Source organism: Micromonospora sp. NPDC007230 (assembly GCF_042869115.1).
Taxonomy (GTDB): domain Bacteria; phylum Actinomycetota; class Actinomycetes; order Mycobacteriales; family Micromonosporaceae; genus Micromonospora.
Window position 1 is genome coordinate 22464 of record NZ_JBIAFE010000017.1, and the last position, 12009, is coordinate 34472.

5 protein-coding genes and 1 pseudogene are annotated in these 12009 nt (G+C 71.9%); 3 read left to right on the plus strand and 3 right to left on the minus strand.

Features of this window, described 5'->3' with window-relative positions; all coding sequences use genetic code 11:
* The first annotated feature begins 37 nt into the window (after positions 1-37).
* Positions 38-943, plus strand: coding sequence for a tetratricopeptide repeat protein (locus tag ACFYML_RS22935; protein ID WP_387422599.1), 906 nt, complete (start codon positions 38-40; stop codon positions 941-943).
* Positions 944-1010: 67 nt separating this feature from the next.
* Positions 1011-2168, plus strand: a pseudogene (locus ACFYML_RS22940) (arginase family protein); the annotation flags it as partial.
* 436 nt (positions 2169-2604) lie between these two features.
* On the opposite strand, the gene ACFYML_RS22945 reads toward ACFYML_RS22940, so the two are convergent.
* Positions 2605-4569, minus strand: coding sequence for a penicillin-binding transpeptidase domain-containing protein (locus ACFYML_RS22945; RefSeq protein ID WP_387422600.1), 1965 nt, complete (start codon positions 4567-4569; stop codon positions 2605-2607).
* A gap of 278 nt (positions 4570-4847) precedes the next feature.
* Here ACFYML_RS22945 and ACFYML_RS22950 point away from each other — a divergent pair, with 278 nt between their 5' ends.
* Positions 4848-9914, plus strand: coding sequence for an NAD-glutamate dehydrogenase (locus tag ACFYML_RS22950; protein WP_387422601.1), 5067 nt, complete (start codon positions 4848-4850; stop codon positions 9912-9914).
* Positions 9915-9984: 70 nt separating this feature from the next.
* Here the strand turns inward: ACFYML_RS22950 and ACFYML_RS22955 are convergent, their stop codons facing one another.
* On the minus strand, positions 9985-10749 hold the full coding sequence (locus tag ACFYML_RS22955; RefSeq protein WP_387422602.1) for a class F sortase: 765 nt from the start codon (positions 10747-10749) through the stop codon (positions 9985-9987).
* Complete coding sequence (locus ACFYML_RS22960; protein ID WP_387422603.1) at positions 10736-11629, minus strand: hypothetical protein; 894 nt, start codon at positions 11627-11629, stop codon at positions 10736-10738. The genes ACFYML_RS22955 and ACFYML_RS22960 overlap by 14 nt, the downstream gene beginning before the upstream one ends.
* Positions 11630-12009 lie beyond the last annotated feature (380 nt).

Here is a 12009-nt window from a genome sequence, read left to right on the forward strand (position 1 = left end):
TCTGAGTTCAGCGGGACACGTGCGAGACTAGATAACCATGAGCGACCCACGGATCACCTCGTCGATCTTCACCCGCGGCGCGGTCGACCTCAGCGCCCTGCGCAGCACCGCCCCCAACCCCGCCCCAGTCAAGTCCGGTCCCCCCGCCGGCGCGCCCGGCGGCGCGGTCGGTGGGGTCAGCGTCATCGACGTCACCGAGGCGACCTTCCAGTCCGAGGTCCTCGAACGCTCGCTGACCACCCCGGTGATTGTGGACTTCTGGGCCGAGTGGTGCGAGCCGTGCAAGCAGCTCTCCCCGGTGCTGGAACGGCTGGCCGTGGAGGGCGCCGGCGCGTGGGTGCTCGCCAAGGTGGACGTGGACGCCAACCCGCGGATCGCCCAGATGTTCCGGGTGCAGGGCATCCCGATGGTCTACGCGATCGTCGGCGGGCAGCCGATCGACGCCTTCTCCGGGGTGGTGCCGGAGGCCCAGCTGCGCCAGTGGATCCAGGCCGTGCTGAAGGCCGGCGGGGTCAGCGTCGCCGCACCCGAGGACCCGCGCCTCGACGAGGCCGACGACGCCCTGATGACCGGCGACCTCGACGCGGCCGAGCGGGCGTACCGGAAGATCCTCGCGGAGTCCCCGGCGGACGCGGCGGCGGAGGCGGGGCTGGCCCAGGTCGGACTGGCCCGCCGGGTGGCCGGCGCCGACCCGCAGGCCGCGCTCGTCGCCGCGCAGGCCAACCCCGACGACGTCGACGCCCAACTGCTGGCCGCGGACATCGAGGTGCTCAGCGGCCTGGCCGAGCAGGCCTACCAGCGCCTGGTCGGTCTGGTCCGCCGCACCGCCGGTGACGACCGCGAGAAGGTACGCCAGCACCTGGTCGGCCTGTTCACCATCGCCGGTCCGGAGGATCCCGCGGTCGCCTCGGCCCGCCGGGCCCTGGCGAGCGCCCTGTTCTGAGCACGTAGCACGCCAGCGCGGGCCGGCGTACCGGCCGGCCCGCCCCGATCATCGAGGACGGGAGCCCATGATGCGCCGGATCGCCGTCCTCGACGCGCCGACCAACCTCGGCTTGCGCCCACCCACGGCCAGTTCGGTTCCGGGCTGCGCCAAGGCCCCGGGCGCGCTGCGTGACCACGACCTGCTCGCCCGGCTGCGGGCCCGCGACGCGGGCTGCCTCACCCCACCGCGGTACGACCCGGGCGACTGGCGCCCCGGCGACGGGGTCTGCCACGCCCCGGAGATCGCCGCGTACTCGGCGGCACTGGCCGACCGGATCGGCGCGATCATCGACCGGGGGGAGTTCCCGCTGGTGCTCGGCGGGGACTGCTCGGTGCTGCTCGGCTCGGCGCTGGCCATGCACCGGCTCGGCGAGGCGGTCGGCGGCCGGATCGGGCTGGTCTTCGTCGACGGCCACTCCGACTTTCGGCACCCCGGCAACGCCTCGTACGTGGGTGCGGCGGCGGGGGAGGACCTGGCCCTGGTCACCGGCCGGGGGCAGGCCGACCTGGCCGCCATCGAGGGGCGACGCCCCTACTTCCGCGACATCGACGTGGTGGTCCTCGGCATCCGGGCGCAGGACGAGTACCGGCTCGACCTGCAGGCCGCCGGCATCACCACCCGGCCGGTGCCGGCGCTGCGCGCCGAGGGCGCCGCCCGTACCGCCCAGTGGACGCACGAGCAGCTGGCGGACTGCGCCGGCTACTGGGTGCACATCGACGTGGACGTGCTCGACCCGGCGGTGATGCCGGCCGTCGACGCCCCCGACCCGGGCGGGATCGCCTTCGCCGAGCTGGAGATCCTGCTCACCGGGCTGGTGGACACCCCGCACTGCCTCGGGGTCGAGCTGACCGTCTTCGACCCCGACTACGACCCCGACGGGTCGTACGCCGCCGAGATCGTCAACACCGTGGTGGCCGGGCTCGCGCCGGTCTCCGCGCCCAGCGCGACGCCGCCGCGGCTGCTGCCGTCCGGCCCGGTCGCGCCCGCCCCCCGGCCGGGCAACGGCCCTCCCGCGAACCGGCCCGTCCTGCCCTCCCCGGTGACGACCCCGGCCCCCGCGGTCGCCGTGGAGCCGATCGGCCCCGCACCGACGCCGAGCGAGCCCGCCGACGGCGACCCCGCTGTCTCCCTGGCCACCGACGTGGACAGCGACGAGGCGCCGTCCGCCGGGACTGCCGGGCCGGGCCTGTTGCGACGGGCGGGGGCGGACGAGGGCGACGGACCCGAGCCGGTCGGTCCGGGGGCGGGCCTGCTGCGGCGGGTGGCGGCGCGGGACGAGACGCCCGAGCCGGTCGGGCCGCCCGCGTCGGCGGGGCCGGGCCTGCTCCGGCGGGTGCCCGTCGCCGAGGAAGGCCCGACCGCGTCGGCCGGCGACACCGCCCCGTCGCGACCGGGCGTCGACATCGCCTGACCTCCGCCGGCGTCCGCCCGTGATGTGGGGGCGTGGTCGCGCGTGGTCTCACGGGTAACGTCTCGCCACTGTTCGGCCCCTGCGCACCTCTCGATGAGCGTGCTCAAGCCTGGATGTAGTGGCATCGGATCGTCGGCGAGGCCACTACATCCAGGATCGGGCGTGATCGTGAGGGGCCCGGGACCCGCAAGCAGGCGACGCGGGCGGGTCAGCGGGTGGGGAGGGCGCGGAGGAAGCGCCCGGCGATCGGGACCGCGCTGGCCGTGCTCGACCCGCCCTGCTCCACGAAGACCGCGAAGGCGATGTCGCCCTGCCAGCCGACGAACCAGGCGTGCGTGTGCGCCGGGTTGTTGTCGTACTCGGCGGTGCCGGTCTTGCCGTACACCGGCCCGCCGGGGACGCCGGCGAGGGCACTGCCGGTGCCGCCGGTGACCACCGCGCGCATCATCGTCTTCAGCGCCGCCACCGACTCGGGCTTCAGGTCCGGGCCGGCCGGGGCGGGCTGCTGCGGGGCGGGATCGAGCAGCAGCTTCGGCTGCTCCCAGTGGCCCCGCGCGACGGCGGCGGTGGCGGCCGCCATGGCGAGCGGGCTGACCACCGTGGTGCCCTGGCCGATCGCCGCGGCGGCCTGCTCGGTGGGGCCGCCGTTCGTCGAGACCTTGCCGGTGAACGCGTCCACGCCGAGGTCCCACTTCGCCTCCAGGCCGAGGGTGCGGCCGGTGACCGCGAGCCCGTCCGGCCCGAGCTGCGGCGCCAGGGAGGCGAAGGCTGTGTTGCAGGACTTCGCGAAGTCGGTGGTGAACGGGACCGACCCCAGCTCGAAGTTGTCGGAGTTCTTGAACGAGCGGCCGTCCACGTCCAGGGTCTTCGGGCAGTCGACCCGGGCGTCCGGAGTCACCGCCCCCTTGTTCAGCAGGGCGAGCGCGCTGACCATCTTGAACGTCGACCCGGGCGGCACCTGGGCGGTGAAGGCGAGGTTCTCGCCGGCCGGGCCGGGTCCGTTGGCGGCGGCGAGCACGGCGCCGTCGCTGATCCGTACGGCCACCAGGGCGGAGCGCCGGGCCTGCCCGCGCAGCGCCGCGTCGGCGGCGTTCTGGGTGGCCACGTCGAGGGTCGTCTTCAGCGGCTGGCCCGGCTTCGGCTCGCTGCGGAAGACCTCGATGCCGGTGGGGGTGGTCGTGCCCTCGGACCCGGGACGCTCGGTGACCACGGTCAGCCCGGGGACGCCGCGCAGCCGCTCGTCGTACCGGCCCTGGAGGCCGCCGTGCCCGACCAGGTCACCGGCGACGTAGCGGTCGGGGTGGGCCTTGAGGTCGTCGGCCTGCGCCGGGTCGACCGAGCCGAGCACGGCGCGGGCGAACTCCCGGGTCGGTGCCAGGTCGAGCTGGTCGGTGGGGAACCTCGTGCCGGGCAGGTCGTAGATCCTGGGCTTGATCTGGCGGTACGCCTCCTCCCGCAGGGTCACCACCTCGACGAGTGCCCCCTGGTCGGCCTCCTTGAGGCGCTTCGGCAGGTCGGAGAGGTCGACCGGCGGGGTGAGCGGGGGCCGGATCGCCTTGAACGCGGTGTCCAGCTGGCGGACCAGCGCCGGGACGTCCTTGACCTCGGCGGGGTGCACGCCGACCCGGACCACCGGGCGGGGCGCGACGATCGGGTTGCCCGCGGCGTCCAGCACCCCGGCCCGGGGCGCGCGGTCGCGGCGCAGCGCGAGCCGGTCGCCCTGCTCCAGCTTCTCGTGCACCACGGCGGGCTCCCAGATCACCTGCCACTGGTCGTCGCCCTGCCGGAGGCGTACCGGGGTCTCGTAGCTCCAGCGGGTCTGGCCGGGCAGCGTCCAGGTGACCTGGACCCGCGCGGTGGCGATGTCGGCGGTGATCTTCGGCTCGCCGGCGGCCGTCAGCTCGGGCGGGGTGCCGGCCAGGTCGCCGGAGAGCGCCTTGAGCTCCTTGGCCACCTCGGCGGCCGGGACGCGCGCCCCGGTGGGGTCGATGAAGCCCACCGCCTGCAGATCGCCGGAGCGCCAGCCCGTCAGGAACGCGGCGACGCTCTGCTCCGGCCCGTCCGCGCCGGAGCAGCCGACCAACCCGCCCCCGACGAGCACGGCGGCGGCCAGCGCCGCACGGACCGGCCGGCGAGGGGAGAGGCGGTGGCGAACGGGGTACGACGTGGGCATGCAGCAGTCCTCCGGTAGGAAACTGCCCTGCACGCTAGTACGCCGGGCCCTTCTCCACCGCCCCGCGAGCAGGCAAAGAGCGCAGCGGGGCAGTGTGATGAACATCGCCAGTCCGGGTACTCCGCGACCGGGCCGACCACGGAACCGCAACGGGTGAAAGGACAGAGTCCCGATCCGGACGTCCGGCCAGTGGTCCGCCGACAAACGGGCAGACCGGTAGGGCCTAGGCTGGGCGGGAGAGTGACCCACAACGCGGTGGGTCGAGGGGAGTGGCACCGATGGACCGGCGTCCGGCGATCAAACCGGGACCCGACCTCCGGCAGGTTGATACCAGTCGGGACGATGACAGCTTCGATTCGGCGACCGACGGGGACGGTTTCGGCCGTCTCGACACAGGAGCGACCGGGATGACCGGTTCGAGCGTCGACACGCTCTACGACCTGGGCCTGCCCACGCAGGCGCTGGCCGAGGAGTCGGACGACGCCGAACTGGACGAGCCGGTACCCAACGCGGAGCGCCTGGTGGCCCAGGCGGTCGCGCTGGCCGGCGACGACCACGACGCGGCGACCCTGGTCAGCCGCTTCTGGCGGTTCGCGCCGGACGAGGAGCTGATCGGCTTCACCGCCGAGGAGATGCTCGACGCCGCCCGGGCGCACCGGGACCTGGCTCAGCAGCGGGTGCCGGGCGAGCTGAAGCTGCGTATCCACGAGCCGGACGCCGACCAGCACCACACCGTCATCGAAATCGTCACCGACGACATGCCCTTCCTGGTCGATTCGGTGACCGCGCTGCTCAACTCGCATCACATCGACGTGCACCTGCTGGTGCACCCGCTGGTCGTGGTCCGCCGCGAGCCGCTGGGCCGGCTCACCGAGGTCTCCGCCGACGTGGAGCCGGACGACGCGATCGCCGGTGACCTGGTCGAGAGTTGGATGCACATCGAGATCGACCCGGTCCGGGACCCGGCCGAGCGGGAGAAGCTGCGCAAGGAGCTGCAGCGGGTGCTCACCGACGTCCGGGAGGCCGTCGAGGACTGGCCCAAGATGCGCCAGCGCGCCCTGGCCCTGGCCGACGAGCTGGCCGCCGCGCGTACCTCGGACAGCCGGCCGCCGGTGCCGGAGAAGGACATCACCGACTCGGTGGAGTTGTTGCGCTGGCTGGCGCACGACCACTTCACCTTCCTCGGCTACCGCGAGTACCGGCTGGTCGACACCGACGGCGCGGACGGCGGCCAGGCTCTCGAAGCCGTCCTCGGCACCGGGCTGGGCATCCTGCGCTCCGACTCGCCGGAGGCCCGGGCGCTGTCCTCGATGACCCCCGAGGCGCACGAGAAGGTGCTCGAGAAGCGGTTGCTGATCATCACCAAGGCCAACTCGCGGGCCACCGTGCACCGCTCGGCCTACCTCGACTACATCGGCTTCAAGATCTTCAACGACGCCGGCGAGGTGGTCGGCGAGCGCCGGTTCCTGGGCCTGTTCTCCACCGCGGCCTACCGGACCAGTGTCCAGGAGCTCCCGGTGGTCCGCCGCAAGGTCGCCGAGGTGCTGGACCGCTCCGGACTGAGCCTGCGCAGCCACTCCGGCAAGGACCTGCTGCAGATCCTGGAGACCTACCCGCGCGACGAGCTGTTCCAGATCAAGACCGACGACCTCTACCACGCGGTGATCGGCGTACTGCGCATGGCGGGCCGCCGCCAGCTGCGGGTGTTCCTGCGCCGGGACGGGTACGGGCGGTTCATCTCCTGCCTGATCTACCTGCCCCGGGACCGGTTCACCACCCAGAACCGGCTGCGCATGCAGGACATCCTGCTGCGCGAGCTGAACGGCGTCGGGGTCGACTACACCACCCGGGTCACCGAGTCGATGCTGGCCCGGGTGCACTTCATCGTCCGGACCGACCCGAACAACCCGCCCGGGGAGATCGACGCCGACCTGCTCGCCGAGGAGCTGGCCGACGCCACCCGGCTCTGGGACGACGACTACCGGCTGGTGCTCGAGCGCAAGCTCGGCGACGAGCAGGCCAAGCACCTGTTCAGCAGGTACGCCGACGCGTTCCCGGAGGGCTACAAGGACGGGCACACGCCGTACGAGGCGATGAAGGACCTGGCCAAGCTGGAGCTGCTGGAGGAGTCCGGCCAGCTCGAGATGCACCTGTTCCGCAAGCAGCTCGCACCGCGGGTGAACGGCGGCGGCCGGGGCGCGGACGTCGACGAGACGATGGACGTCCGGTTCAAGGTCTACCGGTACGGCGAGCCGATGATGCTCTCCGCCGTGCTGCCGGTGCTGCACTCGCTCGGCGTCCGGGTGGTCGACGAGCACCCGTACGAGGTGGAGCGGGTCGACGGCCGGATCTGGCTGTACGACTTCGGCCTGCGACTGCCCGAGGTGCACCAGGACCTGGCCGAGGTGCGCCCGCACGTGGAGAACGCCTTCGCCGCCGCCTGGCGGGGCGAGGCCGAGGTGGACGGCTTCAACGAGCTGGTGCTCCGGGCCGGGCTCACCTGGCGGCAGGTGGTGGTGCTCCGGGCGTACGCGAAGTACCTGCGGCAGGCCGGCACGGTCTTCTCCCAGGAGTACATGGAGCAGACCTTCATCGCGTACCCGGCGATCGCGTCGCTGCTGGTGGAGCTCTTCGAGACCCGGTTCGCCCCGGGCGCCACCAGCATGGACGAGCGGCGGCAGCGCAGCGGCGAGCTGGTCGGCGCGATCGGCGCGGCGCTGGACGACGTGGTCAGCCTCGACCAGGACCGCATCCTGCGGTCGTACCTGACGTTGATCCAGGCCACCCTGCGGACCAGCTTCTACCAGAAGCCGGTCGGCGGGCGGCCCAAGTCGTACGTCGCGTTCAAACTGGACCCGCAGGCGATCCCGGACCTGCCGGCGCCGCGGCCGAAGTTCGAGATCTTCGTCTACTCGCCCCGGTTCGAGGCGGTGCACCTGCGGTACGGGCCGGTGGCCCGGGGCGGCCTGCGCTGGTCCGACCGGCGGGAGGACTTCCGCACCGAGGTGCTCGGCCTGGTCAAGGCGCAGATGGTGAAAAACGCCGTGATCGTGCCGGTGGGCGCCAAGGGCGGCTTCGTGCTGAAGCAGAAGCCGGGCGACCGGGACGAGGCGGTGGCCTGCTACAAGGAGTTCGTCGGGGCGATGCTGGACGTCACCGACAACATCGCCAGCGGGGAGATCGTGCCGCCGGAGGACGTGGTCCGGCACGACGGCGACGACCCGTACCTGGTGGTGGCGGCGGACAAGGGCACCGCGACGTTCTCCGACATCGCCAACGAGATCTCGGCCGCGCACAACTTCTGGCTGGGCGACGCCTTCGCCTCGGGCGGTTCGGCGGGCTACGACCACAAGAAGATGGGCATCACCGCCCGGGGCGCCTGGGAGTCGGTGAAGCGGCACTTCCGGGAGTTGGGGCACGACACTCAGACCCAGGATTTCACCGTGGTCGGTGTCGGCGACATGTCCGGCGACGTGTTCGGCAACGGGATGCTGCTCTCCGAGCACATCCGGCTGGTGGCCGCCTTCGACCACCGGCACATCTTCCTGGACCCGGACCCGGACGCGGCCACCTCGTACGCCGAGCGGAAGCGGCTGTTCGAGCTGTCCCGGTCGTCCTGGGAGGACTACAACCAGGAGCTGATCTCCGAGGGCGGCGGGGTGTACCCGCGTACCGCCAAGTCGGTGCCGATCTCGCCGCAGGTGCGTGCGGTGCTCGGCCTCGACGAGGACGCGACGCAGCTCAGCCCGCAGGAGCTGATGAAGGCCATCCTGACCGCGCCGGTGGACCTGTTCTGGAACGGCGGCATCGGCACCTACGTGAAGGGGTCGACGCAGACCAACGCCGAGGTCGGGGACAAGTCCAACGACGCCATCCGGGTGGACGGCAAGACCCTGCGCTGCCGGGTGGCCGGCGAGGGCGGCAACCTGGGCTGGACCCAGCTCGGCCGGATCGAGTACGCGCAGAACGGTGGGCGGATCTACACCGACTTCATCGACAACGCGGCCGGAGTGGACTGCTCCGACCACGAGGTGAACATCAAGATCCTGCTCAACACGGCGGTCGCCGACGGCGAGCTGGACCGGCCCGCGCGCGACGAGCTGCTGGCCGAGATGACCGACGAGGTCGCCGAGCTGGTGCTGCGGGACAACTACGAGCAGGCCCGCGCGATCAACAACGCCCAGGCACAGGCCGCCTCGCTGCTCCCGGTGCACCGCCGGATGATCAACGAGCTGGAGCGTTCCGGGGCGCTGGACCGGGCCCTGGAGGCACTTCCGCCGGACGAGGAACTCGCGGTCCGGACCGAGAACGGGCTGACCGCGCCGGAGTTCGCGGTGCTGCTGGCGTACGTCAAGATCGTGCTGGAGCGGGAGATCGTCGCCGAAGGACTGGCCGACGAGGAGTGGACGACCGACATTCTGGTCAACTACTTCCCCACTCCGCTGCGCGAGCGGTTCGCCGGCCGGATGGGCCAGCACCGGCTGCGCCGGGACATCGTCACCACCGTGCTGGTCAACGAGGCGATCAACCGGGGCGGCATCTCGTTCGTCTTCCGGACGGTCGAGGAGACGGCCGCGTCGGCCGCGGACGTGCTGCGGGCGTACGTGGTGGTGCGCGAGGTGTTCGGGCTCCGCGACCTCTGGAACGCGATCGAGGCGCTGGACAACAAGGTCTCGCCCGAGTTGCAGACCGCCGTCTTCCTGGACACCCGCCGGCTGCTCGACCGCGCGGTGCGCTGGCTGGTGACCAACCGGCGCTCGCCGATCGACGTGCCGGGGGAGATCGCTCGGCTGCGGGACGGGGTGGCCCGACTCCTGCCCGACCTGGAGAACCTGTTCTACGGCAGCGAGCGGGAGGCGATCGCCGCCCACATCGACTCGCTGACCGGGAAGGGGCTGCCCCGGGAGCTGGCCGCGCAGGCGACCCGGCTGATGTACAGCTTCGGCCTGCTCGACGTGGTGGAGACGGCCCAGTCGACCGGCCGGGACGTGAGCGAGGTGGCCTCGGTCTACTTCGTCCTCTCCGACCGGTTCCGGGTGGACGCCCTGCTGTCGAAGATCTCCCTGCTGCCGCGCGAGGACCGCTGGCAGACGCTGGCCCGGATGGCGCTGCGCTACGACCTGTACGCCGCGCTGGCCGCGCTCACCGCGGAGGTCCTCGGCTCCACCCCGGACAGCGTGTCGCCGGCCGACCGGGTGCAGGAGTGGGAGCAGGCGAACGCCACCTCGATCCACCGGGCGCACCGGGCGATGGGGGAGTTCGACGAGTCCCGCGCCGACCTCTCCGCGCTGTCGGTGCTGCTGCGGCAGATCCGTACCCTGGTGCGGACCTCGGCGGCGGCCTGACCCGCACGGACGCCGGCGCGGCCCGGTGGTCGGGTGACCGACCACCGGGCCGCGCCCGTTCCGCACCGCCTCACCGGGTCATGGTGGCGAAGGCGATGACGTTGTTGAGGTAGCTGCCGGACCCCTGGTCGAACTGCCCGCCGCAGGTGACCACCCGGAGGCTGGGCTTGTCGCTGGGGCCGTAGACCAGCTCGGTGGGGAAAGCGGTCTTCGGGTACGACTTCACCTCGTTGACCGTGAACGTGGCGGTCGAGCCGTCCTCCCGGGCGACGCTGATGGTGTCGCCCGCCTTGAGCGAGCCGAGGTTGAAGAAGACCGCCGGCCCGAGCTTGGCCGAGTCGACGTGCCCGATGATCACCGCGTTGCCGACCTCTCCGGGGCTGGCCCCGGGGGCGTACCAGCCCGCCTTCATGGCCTGCTCCAGCGGGGGCACCTGGACGGTGCCGTCCGCGTTCAGACCAAGGCGCATGATCTCGGCCTTCACCCCGATCCGAGGGATCGAGATGGTCGCCGGGGCCGACCGGGGCAGCGCGGCGGGGGCGAGATCCGGGTTCGGCGTCGCCGTGTCGTCGGCGGACGCCTGGTCGGCGGTCACCGTGCCGCTGTCGTCGGAGGGGCCCGGGAGGGTTGGCGAGGTGGGGGTCGAGGCCGTCCCGGCGGCGCCGGCCTGGGCGAGCGGCTGGGGTGGCCGGGGAGGCGGCACGGTCCGGACGGAGGCCCCGATCAGGCCGGCGCCCAGCATGGCGATCAGGACGACGACGACCACGCCGGCGGCGCGCCACGGTCTCCCGTGACGGCCGCCGGCCCGAGTCGCCGTCCGGTCAGACGAGGTCATTGGCCCGACGCCGGCGCAGCAGGACCATCCCGCCCAGTGCGGCGGCGCCGATCACGCCCACCCCGCTGGCGGCCATGCCGCGGTCCATGCTGGTGGTGGTCATGCCACCGTCACCACCGTCAACGTGGCCCTTCGGGAAGCAGTGGTCCCGGTCCTCGTCCTTCTTCATGTCCCGGTCCTTGAAGTCGTGGTCCTTGCGGTCCTCGTCCTTCATGTCCCGGTCCTTCATGTCCCGGTCCTTGCGGTCGTGGTCCTTGTTGTCCTGGTCGTTCCGGTCCTCGTCCTTGGCTTCGTGGTCCTTGCGGTCCTGGTCCTTGCGGTCCTTGTCCGACTGGTCGTCGACCATGCCGCCGCCCTGGCCGGCTCCGGGCTGCCAGCTGTCGTTGCCCTGCCAGTCCTTGCCCTGCTCGTCCTTCTTGTTCTCTTCCTTGCCCTGCTCGTCCTTGAAGTCGGGCTTCTTGTTCTCTTCCTTGCCCTGCTCGTCCTTGAAGTCGGGCTTCTTGTTGTTCTCGTCCTTGAAGTCGGGCTTCTTGTTGTTCTCGTCCTTGAAGTCGGGCTTCTTGTGGTCCTCGTCCTTGAAGTCGTGGTCCTTGCGGTCGTGGTCCTTGCGGTCCTCGTCCTTGAAGCCGTGGTCCTTGAAGTCGAAGTCCTTGCGGTCCTCGTCCTTGCGGTCGAAGTCCTTGCGGTCGAAGTCCTTGCGGTCCCAGTCCCCGTGCCCCCCCGGGCAGGTCTCAAGAAGGCTGACCTGCGGCTTGGCGGCGACGTCGCCCGCGTACGTGCCGGGGCCGGCCGCGTTCGCCATCCCGGGCGAGAACAGCAGCAGGGACGCGCCGCCGAGAGCGGCACCCGCAACGACCTTCCCGAGCATCTTCTTTCCCATGACCTGCGTCACTCCATCCCTGTTTGTCCTGAGCCCGACGGCGGTCGAGCTACGCCCGACGTTAGACCTTTTCGCGAGCTATCCGGGGAAAGATTCGTGTTTAAGAGTTTGTTGGCTCTTAGGGGGATAGAGGTGCTAGGAGCCTTATGTGGCATTGCCGAGGCTCTTCGGCGGGTTCCGCAGTGCCGCAGCCCACCTGGACGTACCTGTGCCGCACGCCCCGCTGCGGCGCTGCCCTCCCGTGTTCCACCGGCTCGGGCCCGTCTGCCGGCAACCGGCCGTGCCGATACCGCCTGGGCTGTTCTCCCCTTTGCCGACCGGGAACTCATATCGAGGCATTGCCATGGAAGCGCTCCCATGCAAGAATCGCTGCACGCGGT

Coding starts and splice junctions, on each gene's coding strand:
- ACFYML_RS22935 (WP_387422599.1), top strand. CDS start 38: ATGAGCGACCCACGGATCACCTCGTCGATCTTCACCCGCGGCGCGGTC.
- ACFYML_RS22955 (WP_387422602.1), bottom strand. CDS start 10,749: ATGACCTCGTCTGACCGGACGGCGACTCGGGCCGGCGGCCGTCACGGG.
- ACFYML_RS22950 (WP_387422601.1), top strand. CDS start 4,848: ATGGACCGGCGTCCGGCGATCAAACCGGGACCCGACCTCCGGCAGGTT.
- ACFYML_RS22945 (WP_387422600.1), bottom strand. CDS start 4,569: ATGCCCACGTCGTACCCCGTTCGCCACCGCCTCTCCCCTCGCCGGCCG.
- ACFYML_RS22960 (WP_387422603.1), bottom strand. CDS start 11,629: ATGGGAAAGAAGATGCTCGGGAAGGTCGTTGCGGGTGCCGCTCTCGGC.